Genomic DNA, 18436 nt, shown 5'->3' with positions numbered 1-18436 from the left:
CGGTCGTCCTTCGCATGTCTGGTAGAATCCGGATCGCGCCGCTTTTAGTCCAGCACCGCGCCCCATCGCAAGACGAACCGGCGGCGGGGCGCGGGCGTTGAGCGCGCAGAAACAGCGGCGCGTCGGGAAACGGCGGCCAGAGGGGGTGACATGACCTATCAGCAGATCGTCCTGTTTTCACTGCTGGCCGCGATCATGGTGTTGATGTTCTGGGGACGCTGGCGCCACGACATCGTGGCTTTCGCCGGGCTGATGGCGGCGGTGATTCTGGGCGTGGTGCCGCAGGAGATGGCGTTTTCGGGTTTCGGCAATCCGACGACGCTGATCGTGGCACTGGTTCTGGTGGCGACCGCGGGCCTGACCCGCTCCGGTGCGGTGTCGCGGCTGACGCGGCTTCTGTCGGCGCGCGACCGCGGCGTGACCGCCCATATCGCGCTGTTCGGCGGCGTCGGCGGCTTTCTGTCCGGCTTCATGAACAATATCGCGGCGCTGGCCATGCTGATGCCCATCGACATGCAAGCGGCGCGCAAATCCGGCCGGGCGGCGGGGATGACGCTGATGCCGCTGGCCTTCGCGACCATCCTTGGCGGGATGCTGACGCTGATCGGCACGCCGCCGAACCTGATCGTGTCCAGCTTTCGCGCCGATGCCCTGGGACAGCCCTATCGGATGTTCGACTTCCTTCCCGTGGGCGGCGCGGTGGCGCTGGCGGGCATCGCCTTCATCGCGCTGTTCGGCTGGCGCCTGATTCCGGGCCGGCACCGCGAAGGCCGCGGCGGCGCCACCGCCGAGCGGCCGCGCCGCTATATCGCGAAGATGGTCGTGACCGAAACCAGTTCGGTTCGCGGAAAGACCGTCGCCGAAGCGCGCCGCGAGGCACAGGAGGTCGGCATCCGCATCGTCGGGGTGTCACGTCACGGCCATACGATCAGCGGCCGGATCGAGGATCACGGGATCGAGCCCATGGACGTGCTGGTGCTGCGGGGCGATCCGCCGGCGCTGGACGAATACCGCTCGATCGCCAAGCTGGCCTTTCCCGATGGCCGCATCGAGCCACGCGCCCGCGCCGACACCGAGGGCCAGCATCTGATCGAATGCCTGGTGCCGGTCGGCGCGGCGATTTCCGGACGGACCGGGCAATCCTTCGGCCTCGTCAACCGCTATGACAGCGTTCTGATCGGGATGCGCCGGCGCGGCATCGCCCTGCGCGATGCCCTGCCCCGCCAAGAGATCGCGGCAGGCGACATGCTGCTGCTGCTGGTTCCCGAAAGCCGCACCAACGAGGTGCTGCTGTCGGCCGGCGTGGTGCGCCTGGATGGCGGCAGCCTGCCGGTCCAGCGCGAGGGTCACATGCTGACCGCCGTCGGGCTTTTCGCCGCCGCCGTCATCGCCACCAGTTTCGGAGTGATCTCGATGCCGATCGCGCTTGGCGTGGTGGTGATCGCCTATGTCCTGTTCGGCGTGCTGTCGGTGGGCGAGCTTTACGACCATGTGGACTGGCCGGTCATCGTGCTGCTGGGGGCGATGATCCCGCTGGGCCTGGCGCTGGACCAGACCGGCGGCACCGCGCTGATCGCCGGCGGGATCGTCGCCTTGACCCAGGGCTATCCCGCCTGGATCGCGCTGAGCCTGCTGATGATCGTCACCATGCTGCTGTCGGCAGTGCTGAACAACAACGCCACCACGATCATCGCCGCGCCGATCAGCATCCGCCTGGCCGAACAGCTGAGCGTGCAGCCCGACGCTTTCCTGATGGGCATCTCGATCGCCGCCTCCTGCGCCTTTCTGACGCCGATCGGGCATCAGAACAACACGCTGATCCTGGGGCCGGGCGATTACCGGTTCGGCGATTACTGGCGGCTGGGACTGCCGCTGGAGGTGATCGTCATGGCGGTCTCGGTGCCCATGCTGCTGATCGTCTGGCCCCTGTGAACGGCTCCGGGCACGCGCGGCGGGCGGACCGGTGCCGTCGCGCCGACATCGGGGGCCTAGGGGTGGGTCTGCATCAGCCGGCCGCCCTCGCGCACCGGCTCGATCGCGGTGGCAAGGCCGGTGCGGTCGTCGGTCGCGACCAGAACGCCCGACAGCGTGGCTTCGCCCTCGGCCGGGGAAAAGCGGTCGCGCGTCATGCCGGTCACGAAGCGGCGCAGGGGTTCGGTCTTCTCCATACCGATGATGCTGTCGTAATCGCCGCACATCCCGGCATCCGACTGATAGGCGGTGCCGCGCGGCAGGATCTGTGCGTCGGCGGTGGGAACATGCGTGTGGGTGCCCACGACAAGGCTTGTGCGACCGTCGCAGAAATGGCCTATTCCCATCTTTTCGCTGGTCGCCTCGGCATGGATGTCCACGATGGCCGCGCAAACCATGCCCCCCGGGGGATGCGCCCTCAGCACCGTGTCCAGCGCCGAGAACGGATCGTCATAGGGCCGCGACATGAAGACCTGCCCAAGCGCCTGCGCGACCAGAACCTTGCGCCCGCGCCGGTCCTCGACCACGGCGTGACCGCGCCCCGGCGCCTCTCGGGCATAGTTCAGCGGCCGGATGATGCGCGGCTCGCGTTCGACATAGCTCAGCAAATCCTTCTGGTCGAAGGCGTGATCGCCCAGCGTCAGGCAATCCGCGCCCGAATCCAGCAGCAATTGCGCATGGCCCGCCGTGACGCCGCGCCCGCCGCTGGCATTTTCGGCGTTCACCACGACCAGATCGGCTTTCAGACGTTCCCGCAGCGGCGCCAGCCTGTCGCCGATCGCACGCCGGCCGCTCCGGCCCATCACATCGCCCAGAAAGAGGATTCGCATGGAAATCGTGACTAGATGAAAGATCCCGCCCTCTCAAGCGTGTCGCCGCGCTTTCTGGACAGCGGCGGGCGAAATCGCCATGCTGCGCGCGCTTGCCGAGACGGAGACGATGATGCCCATGCCTGACTGGATCGCCGCAGATTGGGGAACCACGCATCTGCGGGTCTGGACCATGGACGGCCAGGGCCGGGTGCTGGATCGTATCCGCAGCGACAGCGGCATGGGCCAGATCGGGCCGGGCGACTACGAATCCACATTGCTGGGCCTGATCGGATCGTCGCTGCCGGCCGCAAGCCGGGTCCCGGTCATCTGCTGCGGCATGGCCGGTGCCCGGCAAGGCTGGGTCGAGGCGCCCTATCGCGCGGTTCCCTGCCCCCCCGGCACGATCGCCGACGCGGCGCGACCCTCGCCCGGCGATCCGCGCCTGCGGGTATTCATCCTGCCCGGCCTGTCCCAGGCCGGCCCTGCCGACGTGATGCGCGGGGAAGAAACCCAGATCGCGGGCTATCTTGCCGCCCATCCCGGTTTCGACGGCGTGTTGTGCCTGCCCGGCACGCATAGCAAATGGGTTCATGTCAGCGCCGGCGAGGTCGTCAGCTTTCGCAGCTTCATGACCGGCGAAATCTTCGCGCTGCTGTCGCGACATTCGGTGCTGCGCCATTCCGTCGGCTCCGCCGGCCACGATTCGGGCGCCTTCGCGGATGCGGTCGCCCATGCCATGTCGCGGCCGGCGGCGATTGCCTCGGACCTGTTCTCGCTGCGGGCGCAATCCCTGCTGACGGGGCTGGCGCCGGTTGTCGCGCGATCACGTCTGTCCGGTCTGCTGATCGGGATCGAACTTGCCGCCGCCCGGCCCTATTGGCTGGGTCAGGACGTGGCGATCGTCGCATCGGATTCGCCGGGCGATGCCTATGCCGAGGCGCTGCTTGCGCAGGGCGCGGCCCCGCACCGGGCGGATGCCGAAGAGATGACGCTGAACGGTCTCCGCGCCGCCTGGACTGCGCTGCGCGCGACCGGCGGCTAAGCCGCCTCGCCGCGATTCCGCGCCGGCCGGGGCTGCAACCCCCACCGACGCTGCGAGGAACCCCGACGCGCCGGGCTTGTTCTGTCTGGGTGGACAGGAAAGGAACGGGAATGGGCGAGACAGGCAGCGGCAACGATCTGCGATGCGACGTGGCCGTGATCGGCGCGGGCACGGCCGGCATTTCGGCCGAACGCGCGGCCCGGAAGGCGGGGGCGAAAACCCTGCTGATCGACCCCTATTTCGCGGGCACGGTCTGCGCCAGTGTCGGCTGCATGCCATCGAAGCTGCTGATCGCCGCCGCCCATGCCGCCCATGACCTGCGCCGCGCCGAGGTCTTCGGGATCGAGGTTCCGCCCGCGCGGATCGATGGCGGCAAGGTGATGCAGCGGGTCCGCGACCTGCGCGACGATTTCGTCGCCGGGGTGAAACGCGGTTTTGACCGGCTGCCGCCCGGAACCTGCATCCGCGCCAGCGCGCGGTTCGACGGTCCGAAAAGCTTGCGACTGGACGACGGCCGACGGATCGAGGCGGGCGCGATCGTCATCACCACGGGGGCCTTTCCGCTGGTGCCGGGGCCATTCAAGGGTCTCGGCGATCGGCTGCTGACCAATCGCACCGTGTTCGACCTGCCCGACCTGCCGGACAGGCTGGCTGTGATCGGCGCGGGTCCGATCGGGCTGGAACTGGCTCAGGCCTTCGGCCGGCTGGGCGTTTCCGTCACGTTGTTCGATCAGGGCCGCCGCTTGGGCCGGATCCGCTGCGACCGGGTGCATCGGGTGCTGCGCGACTCGCTGTCGCGCGACGTGGACCTGAAGCTGGGCTGCAAGGTCATCCCCGAGGCGCGCGACGAGGCGATCCATCTGCGCTGGAGCGGCGATCACGATGGCGAGGCTGATTTCGATCACGTCCTGCTGGCGACGGGCCGCCCGCCCGCGCTGGCCGGGCTGGACCTTGACCGGGCGGGTCTGGCGCTGGACGATGACGGTGTGCCGGTGTTCGACCGAAACACGATGCAATGCGGCGACGGGCCGGTCTTCATCGCAGGTGATGTCAATGCCGATGTCGCGATCCTGCACGAAGCCGCGGCCGAGGGCGGCATCGCGGGCAGCAACGCGGCCGCCTTCCCCTCGGTCGGCCCGGTGCGGCGAAACCATGGCTTCATGCTGATCTTCACCGATCCACCCACCGCCACCATCGGCGCGGGTCCCGATCAGGCCGGATTGTCGGGCCTTTCGGATTATGCCGATCAGGGCCGCGCCCGCGTCGAGGCGCGGGCCGAGGGCGTCGTGCGGATCAATGCCGATGTCCGGGGCAAGCTGATCGGCGCGGATCTGTGCGCGCCGGGGGGCGAACATCTGGCGCATCTGCTGGCATGGGCGATCGAAGCGGGAAACCCGGCGCAAGCCCTGCTGGGAAACCCCTTCTATCACCCGACTCTGGAAGAAGGGATGCGACCGGCGCTGCGCCAGATATGCAAGGCGGCCCGGATCGACGTGCCGTTCAGCCGCGATCCCGGCGATCCGCCGGGGCGCTGACAATGGAACGGCTGATCGATCTGGGCAATGGCTTCTGGAACATTCGCGGCGATTTGCGGCTGTTCGGCCTGCTCAACGTGGGCACCCAGGCCTCTCTGGTGCGGCTGCGCTCGGGGCGCTTCGTGGCGCTGGATTCCTGTGCCATGGACATGCCGACCCGCGACAGGGTGATGGCCCTGACAGATGGCGGCGCGGCGGTCGAGGCGATCCTGAACCTGCATCCCTTCCACACGCTGCACTGTGCCACGATGGCGCAGATGTTTCCGCAAGCGCGGCTTTACGGATCCCGGCGTCATTGGCGCAAATGGCCCGATCTGCCCTGGCAGGACCAGCCGGTCGAAAGCGCCGATCTTGCGGCACGCCTTGCCGGCGAGCTGGATTTCTCGTTGCCCGAGGGGATCGACTATATCTGTGCGGATCAGCGCGTCCATGCCGGATCGCTGCTGGCCTTCCATCCCGCCAGCGGCACGGTCCATGTCGATGATACGCTGAACGTGCTGCCGCTGCCCGAATGGCTGCGCCGGACCATGGGCCTGCCGCGCCTGACCTTTCATCCGACCCTGCTTCGGGCCCTGCAGGACCGCCCCGGTGCCGCGGACGATTTTCGCCGCTGGGCCCGCGGCATCGGCGCCGACTGGGCCGAGACGCGGACGGTCTGCGCCGCCCATTCCGGGATCCTGCATCTCGGGCCGCAAAGCTTTGCCGATGCGGTCGAGGCAGCGCTGGCGCGGGTCGAGCCGGGCCTGAACCGCACCTGACGACCCTATCCGCCGGTCTGGTGCGTCGAGGTCAGATCAAGCAGAACCTGGTCGGATTCGTCCGTCACCAGCGTGCGCACGGTCGAAACCCGGGGGCCGCGGCGCAACCAGAACGCCCTGGCCGTCACCACCCCCTCGCAACGGTTGGACAGCACCTGGGCATTCAGCGTGACGGCGACGGGCATGCTGTCGCCGCCCTCGGTCACCTGCTCTTCGCCGACGACCAGATTGGTCGCGATCACATCGGCAAACCAGACCAGCGCGCCGGCATGAATCGTGCCGAAGGAGTTCATGATTCCCGGCTGGATCGCCATTTCGCCCAAGGCCTCGGTATCGCTGACAGAGAGAATGTCGAATTCGATCTGGCCGACGAGGGATTTGTAAGACAATGACAAACTTCCTTCTTTACCTCCGCCCGGCGCCGTCTGCCGAAAACCGGGTCGGTCTTCCATTTCGGCAGCGGGCAGGGCTCGCCCTCGCCCCGTTGCATGTCGGGCCGCACGCCGCCCGGATAGGCGCCGACAACGGCAAAGCCGGCCTCAGCGTCAAGCCGCTTGTGGGCCAGCCCGGCGGGGATGATGACAACATCGCCCGCGGACAACGTGACCCTTTGTCCCGCCTCGCCGCCCAGAAGCAGAATGGCCCTGCCCGCATAACAGCCCAGCACCTCGTGCGTGGTGAGGTGATAATGATGCCAGTCGAACACGCCGTCGCGCCAGCTTCCGGTCCAGCCGTGCAGGGCAAAACGCCGCTCGAACCATTCCGGTTGCGGATCGTCGCAGACGGCCCGGTGCAGGACCGGTTTCACCGGGTCAGACGGGCGATCAGGGCCGAGGTGTCCCAGCGGCCGCCGCCCATGCCCTGAACCTCCTTGTAGAACTGGTCGATCAGCGCCGTGACCGGCAGCGATGCGCCCACCTCATCCGCCGCCGACAGGCAGATCGCCAGATCCTTGCGCATCCAGTCCACGGCGAAGCCATGATCGAATTCGCCCGCATCCATGGTCTTGTGGCGGTTCTCCATCTGCCAGCTACCGGCGGCACCCTGCGAGATGACTTCGACCACCCGGCCGACCTCGAGGCCGGATTTCTTCGCGAAGGCCAGCGATTCGGACAGCGCCTGGACCAGCCCGGCGATGGCGATCTGGTTGCACATCTTCGTGATCTGGCCCGCCCCGACATCGCCCATCAGACGGCAAATCTTGGCATAGGCGTCGATCACCGGCGCGGCGCGGTCGAAATCGGCCTGCGCGCCGCCGCACATCACCGACAATTTGCCATTCTCGGCCCCCGCCTGCCCGCCCGAGATCGGCGCGTCCACGTAGCCGATCCCGGCCGCCGCGGCCAGTGCGGCCAGATCCCGCGTGACAGCCGCCGAGACGGTGGTGTGATCGACGAAGACCGCGCCCTTGGCCATGCCGGCAAAGGCGCCGTCATCGCCAAGGCAGATCGCGCGCAGGTCGTCGTCATTGCCGACGCAGGCCATCACGAAATCGGCGCCTTCGGCCGCCTCGCGGGGGCTGGGCGCGCTGGCGCCGCCATGCCTGGCCACCCATTCCTTCGCGCGGGATGCCGTGCGGTTGTAAACCGTCACCTCGTGGCCCGCCGCCTTCAGATGCCCCGCCATCGGGCCGCCCATCACGCCCAGTCCCAGAAATGCCACTTTCGCCATCGCGCCGATCCTCCGCTGTTGCCTTGCGCCGACAGGGGCCGGGCCTTCTTTGGCGCCGGCCCAACCCCGCGTTGAAATGCCCGCGCGGCTGTCCTATGCAGCAACCCACCACCCCCGCGCGTCCCGGTCAAGCCGGCCGATGCGCCCGAAGAACAGGCGCCGCGCCGCACATGGAATTCCGCCCGAGATGCTGACCCTGTTCCGCTGGCTGCTGAGGCTGACGATTGCGCTGATCGTCGTGCTGGTGCTGGCCGTGGTGCTGGCGTGGTATTTCTTCGTCCGCTCGTTGCCAGACTACGACGCGACGCTGACCGTCAGCGGCATTTCGGCCCCGGTCGAGATCGTGCGTTCGACCGAAGACGTGCCCAACATCTTCGGGCAGACCGACGAGGATGTGTTCTTCGCCCTGGGCCTGGCCCATGCCCAGGACCGGCTGTTCCAGATGACCCTGCTGCGCCGCGCGGCCCAGGGCCGGCTGTCCGAAGTTTATGGCGCGGGCGCCTTTGCCGCCGACGATCTGGCGCGGCGGCTGGAAATCTATCGCAGCGCCGCCGCCTCGCTCGAGGCGCAGGACGAGGCCACCCGATCCGCGCTGGAAGCCTATGCGGCGGGCGTCAATCAGTGGATCGCCAAGGTGAATGACGGCGCGCTTGGCCGGGGCGCGCCGGAATTCTTTCTGGTGCCGCAGGACATCGCCTATTGGCAGCCCGCCGATTCCCTTGCGATCCTGAAACTTCTGGCCGCCGCGACGACCGATGCCGCGGCCGAAGAGATCCTGCGCGCCCGGCTGTCGCTGGCCGATCCCGATCGTGGCCCCGAGGTGCTGACCGGCGAGGCCGAACCCCGCGCCCTGCCCCGATACCGCGATCTGTTTCCCGGCCTGGCCATGCCCGCGCCCGAGAAGCTGTCGCAGCCGGCCGGCCTGCGCGACGTGGCCGGTTTCCTGCGGCCCGGGGCGGGTCTGGGCGGCAACGGCTTCGCCGCGGCATCGGGACGAACCGCCGCCGGCGGCGCGCTGCTGGCCAATGATCTGGATATTCCGCTGATCGCGCCATCGCTCTATTATCTGGCGCGGCTGCAACTGACCTCGGGCGGGGTGATCGGCGCGACGATACCTGGGATGCCGGTGGTCCTGTCGGGACGCAATCCGCAGCTGGCCTGGGGGATCTCGCCCGCGCCGGTGGACGACGCCGATATCGCGATGGAGGAGGTCCAGCCCGGCAATCCGAACCGCTATCGCGGCCCTGACGGCTGGACCGATTTCCGCACCCGGACCGAGGTGATCCGGGTGCTGGACGAATCCGATCGCCCGATCACGTTACGCTGGACCGATAATGGTCCGCTGGTGCCGGCGCTGGATCCGGGGCTGCGCAGCGTGACGCCCCAGGGCTACGTCGCGGCCCTGCGCTGGACCGGCTCGGTGCGCGACGACAGCACCATGTCGGCACTGATCGGACTGATGCGGGCGACCGATATCGACAGCGCCGCGACCGCCATGCGCCGCACCGTCGCGCCCGCGATGAACGTGACTCTGGCCGATCCGAAACGGGTGCGCCAGGTCACGGTGGGCGCCCTGCCGCGTCGCGCCACGGATCATCCGACCGGCGGCCAGATGCCGGTGCCGGGCTGGCTGCGCGCGGGTCAGTGGCAGGGAGTCGACGAATCCGGGCCGGGCAAGGCGGTGGCTCCTTCGCGCGATGCGGTCGTGATCGCGACCGGGGAACGCGGCCCGCTTGCCCTGCGCCGGGCCCGTCTGGGGCGCCTGCTTGACGACCGGGAAATCCATTCCCGCGACAGCTTCATCGCCGCGCAGCTGGACGTGGTCAGCCCCGCGGCGCGGGCGCTGCTGCCTCTGGTCGGGGCCGATCTGTGGTTCACCGGCGATCCCGCCGCCGCCGGCACGCCCGAGCGGCAGAGGCAGGACGCGCTGAACCTGCTGGCCGAATGGGATGGCTCGATGAGCGAACACCTGCCCGAGCCGCTGATCTATACCGCCTGGATGCAGGCCCTGCAGGATCGTCTGATCCGCGACGAGATCGGTCCGCTGGCCGAGGACATCACCCGCCTGTATCCGGGTTTCATCGATGCCGTGTTCCGGAATACAGGCGGCGCGGCGCGCTGGTGCGACGTGGTGCAAAGCGCGCCCATCGAGGATTGCACGACCATCGCGCGGCAGGCGCTGGACAGCGCAATCCTGGATCTGAGTCAGCGTTTCGGTCCCGATGTGGCAAGCTGGCGGTGGGGGGACGCGCATCAGGGCCGGCAGATTCACCCCGGCCTCGGCTATCTTCCGGCGCTTGGCTGGGTGGTGAACCTGACGCAATCGCTGTCGGGCGGCGATTTCACCGTCTCGCGCACCGGCTTGCTGGGCGGGGCCGAACGACCCTACGAGGCGGTGTCGGGTCCGGGCTATCGCGGCGTCTATGATCTGGCCGATCCGGATTCCTCGGTCTTCATCCTGTCAACCGGGCAATCGGGACACCCGCTGTCGCGCCACTACGACGATCTGGCCGATCTGTGGCGGCGTGGCGAGTATATCGGCATGTCGCTTGATCCGGAACTGGCGCGCGCAGCTGCGACAGGCGTGACGCGGCTGGAACCGGCGCGCTGAACCGCCGCCCGGTCGCCGGCGGCGGGCGGCCGGGGGCGCGTCGCCCCCCGGACCCCCCGAAGGTATTTGGAAAGAGTGCGAGGATCGGCGCGATCGCCCCGGCTTGCGCGGTATCTCGTTTCACATTCCGCCGATGATCGCAGCCAGGGCAAGACACCTTTCAGTCGATCCGGACATCGCATATCGGTGTTCTCGACCAGATCAAAGGCACGGGGAGCAAGCGTTGAACGAGTCACATCCTTGTTCGTCTGACGGGGCGGACCTGACCATCGCCGTCGAAAACCCCCTGGCCGCGGATCTGGCGCCCCTGTTTCGGCGCCACTGGGCCGAGATGCATGCCGACACCCCACCCGAATCGAACCACGCCCTGCCGCGAGAGGGTCTGGCCGTTCCCGAGATCGCCTTCTTCGTCGCCCGCCGGAACGGATTTGCGGTCGCGATGGGCGCGCTGAAGCGGTTGTGCAACGGCCATGCCGAGATCAAGTCGATGCATGTTCTGGCCGAATATCGCGGCGCCGGTCTGTCGCGGCTTCTTCTGGTGCACATGATCGATCATGCAAGGCGCGATGGTCTGACGCAGCTGTCGCTGGAAACCGGTGCGCAGGCATCTTTCGCCGCGGCGCGGGCGTTGTATGGCCGCGCGGGTTTTTCCATCTGCCCGCCTTTCGGAGCCTATCGCGAGGATCCCAACAGCGTTTTCATGACGCTGGCATTGTGACCCCTCGGTCGTGGACGGGCATTTGGCAAGCCGCCTTGCCGATACGGCATCCGGCCATCCGGATCGGGCGGCCGGGCGGGCGCCGCGGGCTTGCCGGATTTCGCCCGGCGATCAGAAATCGGACGCGCGACACCGACGCCCTGCGTTGCGGACCGGTATTCCAGCCGCTATCAAGGCGGCACGGCCCCGTAGCTCAACTGGATAGAGCAAGCGCCTTCTAAGCGCTAGGTTCCGGGTTCAAGTCCTGGCGGGGTCACCAGGCACCGAATGGCGGACTCGCGTGCCGGAATCTCAATCCGGCGCGCAAGGGAAAGCTTCGGTGACGAGGCCAGCCTGGACACCGCCGCGCGGGCCTGACAGATCCGTTGCCGGAAACCGTTGGATACCGGGCTTTTCATCCTCGGGTTGATCACAGGTCGTGGCAGGTGCTAAGCGCCGATGATAGATCGGCCCAATCCGTGAGCGAACTGATTCATGAACCCACCCATTTCGGATCAAGGCGATGACGGAGAGACAACGGTGATCTTTCCGGTGACGCCGGGCGATGTCCTGGAAATTCGCCTTCTGCTTCAGTCCGTCGAACCTGAAGGTGCTGGTCGCGCGCTTGGCAGGGCGAAGGTATCGGTCCGGTTTCTGGATTCGCGCAAGCGCGTGATCGACCCCTATCTCGCCACCGGCGCCATCGTGGTGGACCTGCCGGAATCGGTCGAAGTCCTTCCATCCGGCCCTCGAACCGATGCCGGCGATGCGGCTGCCACCGCCATCTGGTATCTTCCCGCGCCTCCCGATGCTGTCTCGCTTCGCATCGGAGGATGGGCGGACACGGCAAGACTGCGTTCGGCACGAGTGCTCGAATCCGCGATCGACTGGGGCCGCGAGGCGGGCCGGCGCGCGTCGAGCCTGCAGACCCGCTATAGCCGCCAGAGAGAGCGGCTTATTCGCCGCCTCTTCCCCGAAACAACGGAAGAGGTGATCGCCCTCGCCTGCCATGCCGGTGCCGCGCAGATGGCTGCGCTGCAAAGCCATTTCAAGCCGGGTGGCGATTGGGCACCGGTGCTGTCGTCGATCGCCGCCGCCGAATGGCAGGCCGAGGCGCAAACGCGACGAGAGCGTCTTCGAGCCCAGGGCGACAACGCGCCGCGCATCGGCTTTATCGGCTCGGAGCGCGGCTTCGAACGGCTTTCCTGGCTGACCGAGACGATCTGGCTGCGCGAGGCGGAATATCTCGATCAGTTCCGCTATCTCGACCTGGAGATCGTGGTGGTCGAGGCTGCGGCGACCGGGGGCGGCTCCGGTGAGGGTGGGGAATGGAACCAGGCCTTCGCCAGTCTGACAGGCGATCTTCCCGAACGCGGCTCCGCCTTTTTCGATGCCGCCCGCGACGCTGGCGTTCCGGTGCATCTCTGGGCGACCGGCAGCGCTGACGGCGCGCCCGCATGGCGGGGCGCCATGCGGGTCGCAGATCGCGTCATCGTCGAGGGGACCGAGGAAGAATGGGCGGCGTTCCGGCCCGACCACGTCATCCGACGCGCGACCGAGCCTGCCGCCTGTTCGCTTGCGGCGCTGGACGAACGCAAGCCCGATCTCCTGCTTGTGCCGACGGCTTCCGACGCTTATCAGTTTCCCGCTTTTCGCGCGCTGATCGACCAGCCGACCCTCTACAACGGAGTTCTTGCGGAATACCGCTACAACTTCGCCCCGGCGGAATTCGCGCGACATTTCAACAATGACCGACTGAAAATTGTCGGCGAATCCAACCGGATGATGCAAAGATACCTGTTGCAGGCGGCACGAGTGGTGTTGCTGCCGGCAACCAGCCTGCGCCCCCCTGTCGAACTGGCACAAATCGCCATGGACGCCATTTCCAGCGGCGCGATCCCGATCCTTTACGGAAATGGCGGCGAGGATGAGCCGCTGCTGTCGGACCTGGATCGGATCCACGATGCCGTGGCCTTGCGCAGGCTTCTGCTGCTGCTGCGAATCGACTGGTTTCGCGAACGTCGCCTTCGTGCGCTGCTGCGCGAGGTGTGGCGCAATCATGTCTGGCGGTCACGGGACCGTGCGGCGATCCTGGGTCGCGACCCATTCGCTGCGGATTTCGATCAGCCGAAGATCACCGTCGTTCTCGTCACCAAAAGACCCCACCTCATCGAAAATTGCCTGGACACATTCCGCAAGCAGACCTGGCCGAACAAGGAACTGGTGCTGATTTTCAATACCGGGTCCGTCCCCTCCGATCTGCCGGAACTGGCCCGGAACGAGCGTGTCTTTGCCTTGCCGGAAGCGGCGAATATCGGCGAATGCCTGAACATGGGCGTGGCGGCGGGACGCGGGAAATATTGGGTGAAGGTCGATGACGACGATTTCTACAGCCGTTATTATCTTGAGGAGACGGCGGGGTATTACCGGACGTCACAGGCCGATATTACCGGTCGGCAATCCATATTCTATTATTTCGATGCAATCGGGCAATATCAATCGTTTGATCGACTTGCCAGGCAGTGCTTCAAGCTCTTGACGAAAAGCCAGGACCATATTTCGGGGGCCACGCTTTCATCTGTCAAGAAGGCTCCCACCACCGGCTTTTCGCAGAAGGATCGCAACGCTTGCGACGCCAACTGGGTTCGAAGGAATTTTACCCTTGGAACAAGAATGTTCTGTGGTGATTCAACCTCGCTGATGGTCTATCGCGATGCTGACGAATCCAAGCATACATGGCAAATGTCCCGTTCGAAAGGAAGCATGAAAGGTCTTTTTCCGCGAGGCTCTGACATGTTCGAAAGGATGGAAGAAACATGACCATGATCCGGGGAAAAGTCGTGGGCTGCATGGCAACCTTTCCCGGTCGTTTCGACATCATACGCCAGACCGTGGCAAGCATCGCTTGTCAACTTGATGCGCTGCTTCTTTATGTCAATGAATCGACCGAGGGCCTGCCTGATCTTTCCGATCTTCGCAACGTCACCATTTTTGACGGGCAGGACCATGCCGGTGATCTGCTGGCCAATGGCAAAGCCTATCTTCTGAAATTCCTGCAAGATTGCGAGGTCTTCACGCTGGATGATGATTTCATCTATCCGCCGGATTATGTCGCGAAAAATCTTGATATTCTTCGCAAGATGGCGGGGCGTTGCGTGGTGACAACGCATGGATCCGTCGTTCAGGAGGATTGCGATTGGTATTATGAGCGGCATTCCGTCTTTATCAGCATCCGCGGAGTGGTCGGGTTGCAGATGTGCAATCTTGCCGGCAGCGGCACAGCGTGCTTCGACCAGCGCCGGATGCCCGTCGATGCTGACGACCTGCTTGAGAAGGTCATGGTTGACCTCAAGCTCAGTCTCGCCGCGCGAGATGCCGGTCTGCCTCTGTTCGTCTTGCCGCGCGAGGAAGGCTGGCTGACGGTGATCCGCAAGCCTGGTCTTCGGGAGAAATATTCCGGCGTGGAAATCACGCATCACACGGAACTGGCACGGCGGGAAAGGTGGGATTTCGCCACCCATGCCCGCAATGCCCGCACCGCGCTGGCCGCGGCCGGGATCGGTCCGGCCGGGATAGGACTTGACCCGGCGACGGCCCATTGTCTTGACCATGGCGGCCTTCCCCCGGGATGGAAACATGATCTGACCAGTATTCTGACGCGCGACAACTATCTGTCGCTGCTGAACCGGATCCTTGATGACGAGACGATCGCATGACCGTCGCCATCGTGATCGGAACGGGTCGCAGCGGCACGTCGCTTGCAATGCAGGCGCTGGACGCGCTTGGGTTTTCGGTCGTCGGCGATGCCGTGCCGGCCGGAGAGAACAATCTTCGCGGGACCGGCGAAGCTGTGGAACTGCGCGACGCCATGTTCCGGCTGCACAGGTCGCTTGGCGGCCCGCGCGGTTTCCTTCCGGATGGATGGCAGAACACGTCTGTCGCGTGCGACACGCGCGAATGGCTGACACGGTATCTGAGCTTGGGCGCGGCTGACGAAGGACAACCGAATCTGGCGCTGAAATTTCCGCTTTCCAGCCTGTTCCTGCCGCTGCTTCGCGATGCTGTCAGAGAGGCCGCGGTGGAACCGGTCTGGATCTGGGCCACCCGCCCGCCGGCCGAAGTCATTGCATCCTTGATGCGCGCCTATCATTCCACCGTCGAAAACGCGACAGCGACCTGGGTCCAGAGAACTTTCTATCTGCTGCGCGATTCCCCGGACGATACCCATCTCTTGCCATTCGGAACCTGGCGGGAAAATTCCGACGCTCAGGTCGCATATCTGGCCGGGACGCTTGGTTGCGAGGACGGCGAACGGATCGCTGCCGCAAAAGCCTGCTTCTCTGCACGCCTCGATCATGCGCAGTCCGATGCGCCGCCGCTATCTGATCAGGCCGCCGCCGCACTGGAACGGGTCTCATCCATGCTGGACGGAAAAAAGGGTCGCCTCGCCGATCTCGTGAGCCGGGACTCGGATCAGTTTTGCGACGCCTTGATGATGCTTGGGACGGCGCTGAACAAACTGGTTCCCCCGTCGTCGATCACGGATGACGAAGCCGCGCTTCGATTGGCGATGCTAGAACGATTGTCGCAAGATCCAGCTGAAGAGGCCAAGATGAAGGACGAACTGGAGGTTCTGGCAAGCCGCATCCGCGAAGTTGCCGCGGAGAATGCAAAATTGCTTCGCCAATCCTCAACCGATTCCGGGAACGTGAAAAACAACACAAAATCGGATGGAAATTCTACCGGCGCGACTGTCAAGGATGGCGCGCGCATGCGTGAGGTCGAGATTTCTCGACTGTCCGAAGAAAATCGAACGCTGCGAAACGAACTTGCCAAAGTCCGGGCGGCCGGCGAGGAACAAGCCGAATTGTTCAAGACCGAGAGGAAGCAATTCGAAGCCCTGCGCCTGTCCTATCAAACGCTTGCCCAGGCGCGCGACGATGCGGAAGAATCTGCCGAAACGCATCATCGCGCAAAGCTCGGTGCTGCCGAGATGAGGGCCAGCATTCTGGAGCGACGCGCCCTTCGGCACGAGGCCCAAAACGAAAAATTGCAGCAGCGCCTGAATGCCATGTCGTCTGAAGCCGACAGCAGCGCCATCGCGTCTCTCCGTGAAGAAAATCTAGAACTTTCAGTCCGCTACAAGGAAGCTCATCAGAAGTTGGCAAGGACGGCCGCGAAACTTGCCGAAAGCGAGGCCGAAAAAAAGCGCATGCGTCGGAGCAAATCATGGCGCGTGACCGCGCCGCTTCGCAAATTACGCCAACTTTTCCCCTAGCGTTCGAATTCTCATCCCGAACACGACGAGGGCTGCGACAATTCGGATCGGCAGGAACGCCTGCTGCAGCGCATTGCCCGGAATTCGCCGATCCTGATTCGCGGAAGGCCGGCGGCGATGGCCTCGCGGGTTGACCGTTCCCATCTTGAGATGGGCATCTCCTCGTAGTCCGGGCCAGTGCCGACAATCCGCCGCTCGGACGCCGCTTGCGATCGATTTTAGGGACGGGCGCCCAGTTCTCCGTCCAGGGAGAACTGGCGATCCGTTTCCGATACCGATTTGATGGTCAGTGTGCCGACGCCGGTCATGCCCTCGAATTGACCCGATCCGCTGACAAGTTCCCAGAACCCGTAATCCACCAGACGAGGCTTGTCGCCATCCTTCATGAAAACTGCCCTGACGGTAAACTTGATATTCGCGACGTCGCCGTTTTCAGTCGTGAATTGCAGATAGCCTTGGGGATCGCCACCTTTTGGCGGATCGATATCGTGCCAACCGAATTCTGATACCGAAGCACCTGCCAGTGCGCCGGTTCCTTCGGATTTGCCTTCTCTACGCACCATGAGGACAAACTGGTCGGTTCCGTCGCCAAAATCCATCCGGATTGATTCCTGTGGCACCATCACGGCCTCCACAGTGACTTTCTCAGCATAAGCTGATGACACCAATGATAGCGTTGTCGTTCCGGCAACAAGGCCAGCGGTCAGCAGGGTTCTGAACATTTTAACTCCAGGGTGAATGGCAAGGGAGAGGTCCGGCCTCCGGAAACGAATTCGATATCACCGTGCCTAACGCCCGGACTTTGGCGCGGTCAATGCACGTCCGATCACAACCCATGACGATAATATTCCCCCGAGTGGCGCAGGCGCGGCGTCCCGCGGACCAGCCTTCACGATTCCCGGACCTGTGCCTTGTGACGGCGGAAGGTCAGGTAGTGCGGGGTGCGCCCCTCGCGCAGGGCCTTTTGTTCGTATCTCGTGCTGATCCAGTCATCCCAGGGATCGGCGCCCTGTCGGACCAGATCGAATCCGGCCAGGGGCACCTCTTCCAGCGCCTGACGGACGTAATCGGGAATGTCGGTCGCCACCCGGAACTGCGCGCCCGGCCGCAGCACCCGCGCCAGCGGCAGCAGATGTTCCGGCGTCACGAAACGGCGGCGGTGATGACGCGCCTTGGGCCATGGATCGGGATAAAGCAGAAAGGCCCGGTCGATACCGCCATCGGGCAGCACATCCATCAGATCGCGCGCATCGCCCGGATGCACGCTGACATTGCCCAGCCCGGCGGCGCGGATCTTGCCCAACAGCATCGCGACGCCGTTGATGAAGGGCTCGCAGCCGATGATGCCGATGTCGGGATGGGTCGCGGCCATATGCACCATATGTTCGCCCCCGCCGAAGCCGACCTCCAGCCAGACCCGACGATCGTCGCCGAAGATCGCCGCCGGGTCGATCGGCTTGCGTTCGGGATTTTCCTGCACCGAGATTCCGTGCGGCCTGAGATCGCCCAGATCCTCGGCCAGATAACCCTTCTGGCTGTGACGCAGGGTCTTGCCATGCCGCCTGCCATAGAAATTGCGGCGCGGCGGATTGGGATCGAAGGCGGATTTCGGGGTATCGCTCATGCGCGGGACTTGCCGCAAGGCCGGGCTCGGGTCAAGCCTTCGGCGGGTCCGGTTGCGTCCCGCGACGACCGGGGGCGCTGCCCCCGGACCCCCGAGGTATTTGGAAAGAGAGCGAAGCGGTGACACGAAACTAATTACTCTGGCAAATTGCCGCAATATTGCGGAACCTGATGCCGCAATTTTTTCGCGCGAAATTAAGGGGTTAATGAGTTTCTTGCCAGAATAACTGGTGACAGACGTTGCGCCGCCTAAGTCTTTGATTTTATGGAATCAGGGTTGCATTGTGGCCCCCTATTGGTTAGCGTCCGAGGACGTGGTGTAATTTCTGCGCCTTCATCGGTGCAATCCCGGGTGGCCATCGAGGTGTATGGTCGAGGTGGAGTTTCGACGCTTCAACCACGAACCCTACGGAGACCCCGATGACCAAAACCAACATG

The 18436-nt window shown here is 65.1% G+C and carries 14 protein-coding genes and 1 tRNA gene; 10 read left to right on the top strand and 5 right to left on the bottom strand.

All coding sequences use genetic code 11. The features are described 5' to 3' along the window. Nucleotides 1–150: 150 nt before the first annotated feature. Nucleotides 151–1932 carry an SLC13 family permease gene (locus AC13CR_RS16975; RefSeq protein WP_292955131.1) on the top strand — a complete coding sequence of 594 codons (1782 nt, stop codon included), beginning with the start codon at nucleotides 151–153 and terminating at the stop codon, nucleotides 1930–1932. A gap of 56 nt (nucleotides 1933–1988) precedes the next feature. On the opposite strand, the gene AC13CR_RS16970 is transcribed toward AC13CR_RS16975, so the two are convergent. Continuing rightward, nucleotides 1989–2801: a TIGR00282 family metallophosphoesterase gene (locus tag AC13CR_RS16970; protein WP_446233300.1), complete on the bottom strand. Its 813-nt coding sequence runs from the start codon at nucleotides 2799–2801 to the stop codon at nucleotides 1989–1991. A gap of 79 nt (nucleotides 2802–2880) precedes the next feature. Here AC13CR_RS16970 and AC13CR_RS16965 point away from each other — a divergent pair, with 79 nt between their 5' ends. From AC13CR_RS16965 to AC13CR_RS16955, 3 genes are all read left to right on the top strand, one after another. Further along, on the top strand, nucleotides 2881–3825 hold the full coding sequence (locus AC13CR_RS16965; protein ID WP_292955125.1) for a 2-dehydro-3-deoxygalactonokinase: 945 nt from the start codon (nucleotides 2881–2883) through the stop codon (nucleotides 3823–3825). A 110-nt stretch (nucleotides 3826–3935) separates the two neighbouring features. Further along, the gene (locus AC13CR_RS16960; protein WP_446232096.1) at nucleotides 3936–5360 is read left to right on the top strand and encodes a dihydrolipoyl dehydrogenase; all 1425 of its coding nucleotides are present in this window, start codon (nucleotides 3936–3938) and stop codon (nucleotides 5358–5360) included. Between the two features lie 2 nt (nucleotides 5361–5362). Then, nucleotides 5363–6118 carry a hypothetical protein gene (locus AC13CR_RS16955; protein ID WP_292955119.1) on the top strand — a complete coding sequence of 252 codons (756 nt, stop codon included), beginning with the start codon at nucleotides 5363–5365 and terminating at the stop codon, nucleotides 6116–6118. Nucleotides 6119–6123: 5 nt separating this feature from the next. Here AC13CR_RS16955 and AC13CR_RS16950 read toward each other — a convergent pair whose 3' ends face one another. Together AC13CR_RS16950 and AC13CR_RS16945 are read right to left on the bottom strand one after the other, a co-directional pair. Beyond that, entirely contained in the window at nucleotides 6124–6507 is a 384-nt protein-coding gene (locus AC13CR_RS16950) for a PaaI family thioesterase (protein ID WP_292955116.1), read from the bottom strand. 415 nt (nucleotides 6508–6922) lie between these two features. After that, complete coding sequence (locus AC13CR_RS16945; RefSeq protein ID WP_292955110.1) at nucleotides 6923–7789, bottom strand: NAD(P)-dependent oxidoreductase; 867 nt, start codon at nucleotides 7787–7789, stop codon at nucleotides 6923–6925. A 187-nt stretch (nucleotides 7790–7976) separates the two neighbouring features. Between AC13CR_RS16945 and AC13CR_RS16940 the strand changes: the two genes are divergently transcribed. The 6 genes from AC13CR_RS16940 to AC13CR_RS16915 all read left to right on the top strand — a co-directional run bounded on the left by AC13CR_RS16940 (nucleotide 7977) and on the right by AC13CR_RS16915 (nucleotide 16375). Beyond that, on the top strand, nucleotides 7977–10400 hold the full coding sequence (locus AC13CR_RS16940; protein ID WP_292955107.1) for a penicillin acylase family protein: 2424 nt from the start codon (nucleotides 7977–7979) through the stop codon (nucleotides 10398–10400). Nucleotides 10401–10623: 223 nt separating this feature from the next. Continuing rightward, the gene (locus tag AC13CR_RS16935; protein ID WP_292955104.1) at nucleotides 10624–11118 is read left to right on the top strand and encodes a GNAT family N-acetyltransferase; all 495 of its coding nucleotides are present in this window, start codon (nucleotides 10624–10626) and stop codon (nucleotides 11116–11118) included. A gap of 182 nt (nucleotides 11119–11300) precedes the next feature. Further along, a tRNA-Arg gene (locus tag AC13CR_RS16930) sits at nucleotides 11301–11377 on the top strand. A gap of 215 nt (nucleotides 11378–11592) precedes the next feature. Beyond that, nucleotides 11593–13917: a glycosyltransferase family 2 protein gene (locus AC13CR_RS16925; protein ID WP_298858395.1), complete on the top strand. Its 2325-nt coding sequence runs from the start codon at nucleotides 11593–11595 to the stop codon at nucleotides 13915–13917. Next, complete coding sequence (locus AC13CR_RS16920) at nucleotides 13914–14813, top strand: hypothetical protein (protein WP_482900909.1); 900 nt, start codon at nucleotides 13914–13916, stop codon at nucleotides 14811–14813. The genes AC13CR_RS16925 and AC13CR_RS16920 overlap by 4 nt, the downstream gene beginning before the upstream one ends. After that, complete coding sequence (locus AC13CR_RS16915) at nucleotides 14810–16375, top strand: hypothetical protein (protein WP_482900908.1); 1566 nt, start codon at nucleotides 14810–14812, stop codon at nucleotides 16373–16375. The genes AC13CR_RS16920 and AC13CR_RS16915 overlap by 4 nt, the downstream gene beginning before the upstream one ends. A 218-nt stretch (nucleotides 16376–16593) precedes the next feature. Here the strand turns inward: AC13CR_RS16915 and AC13CR_RS16910 are convergent, their stop codons facing one another. Together AC13CR_RS16910 and trmB are read right to left on the bottom strand one after the other, a co-directional pair. Further along, complete coding sequence (locus AC13CR_RS16910) at nucleotides 16594–17097, bottom strand: hypothetical protein (protein WP_292978646.1); 504 nt, start codon at nucleotides 17095–17097, stop codon at nucleotides 16594–16596. A gap of 167 nt (nucleotides 17098–17264) precedes the next feature. Then, on the bottom strand, nucleotides 17265–17999 hold the full coding sequence (trmB, locus tag AC13CR_RS16905) for a tRNA (guanine(46)-N(7))-methyltransferase TrmB (RefSeq protein ID WP_292978648.1): 735 nt from the start codon (nucleotides 17997–17999) through the stop codon (nucleotides 17265–17267). Nucleotides 18000–18436: the final 437 nt, after the last annotated feature.

The organism is Paracoccus sp. L-17, from assembly GCF_056857655.1.
Note: the sequence above shows the minus strand (reverse complement) of the source record. Positions and strands in the feature narration are given on the sequence as shown.

What these genes read in the sequence shown, in the direction of transcription:
- AC13CR_RS16925 (WP_298858395.1), top strand. Translation starts at nt 11,593, where the DNA reads ATGAACCCACCCATTTCGGATCAAGGCGATGACGGAGAGACAACGGTG.
- AC13CR_RS16965 (WP_292955125.1), top strand. Translation starts at nt 2,881, where the DNA reads ATGCTGCGCGCGCTTGCCGAGACGGAGACGATGATGCCCATGCCTGAC.
- AC13CR_RS16910 (WP_292978646.1), bottom strand. Translation starts at nt 17,097, where the DNA reads ATGTTCAGAACCCTGCTGACCGCTGGCCTTGTTGCCGGAACGACAACG.
- AC13CR_RS16940 (WP_292955107.1), top strand. Translation starts at nt 7,977, where the DNA reads ATGCTGACCCTGTTCCGCTGGCTGCTGAGGCTGACGATTGCGCTGATC.
- AC13CR_RS16920 (WP_482900909.1), top strand. Translation starts at nt 13,914, where the DNA reads ATGACCATGATCCGGGGAAAAGTCGTGGGCTGCATGGCAACCTTTCCC.
- AC13CR_RS16975 (WP_292955131.1), top strand. Translation starts at nt 151, where the DNA reads ATGACCTATCAGCAGATCGTCCTGTTTTCACTGCTGGCCGCGATCATG.
- AC13CR_RS16945 (WP_292955110.1), bottom strand. Translation starts at nt 7,789, where the DNA reads ATGGCGAAAGTGGCATTTCTGGGACTGGGCGTGATGGGCGGCCCGATG.
- AC13CR_RS16915 (WP_482900908.1), top strand. Translation starts at nt 14,810, where the DNA reads ATGACCGTCGCCATCGTGATCGGAACGGGTCGCAGCGGCACGTCGCTT.
- AC13CR_RS16960 (WP_446232096.1), top strand. Translation starts at nt 3,936, where the DNA reads ATGGGCGAGACAGGCAGCGGCAACGATCTGCGATGCGACGTGGCCGTG.
- trmB (WP_292978648.1), bottom strand. Translation starts at nt 17,999, where the DNA reads ATGAGCGATACCCCGAAATCCGCCTTCGATCCCAATCCGCCGCGCCGC.
- AC13CR_RS16955 (WP_292955119.1), top strand. Translation starts at nt 5,363, where the DNA reads ATGGAACGGCTGATCGATCTGGGCAATGGCTTCTGGAACATTCGCGGC.
- AC13CR_RS16970 (WP_446233300.1), bottom strand. Translation starts at nt 2,801, where the DNA reads ATGCGAATCCTCTTTCTGGGCGATGTGATGGGCCGGAGCGGCCGGCGT.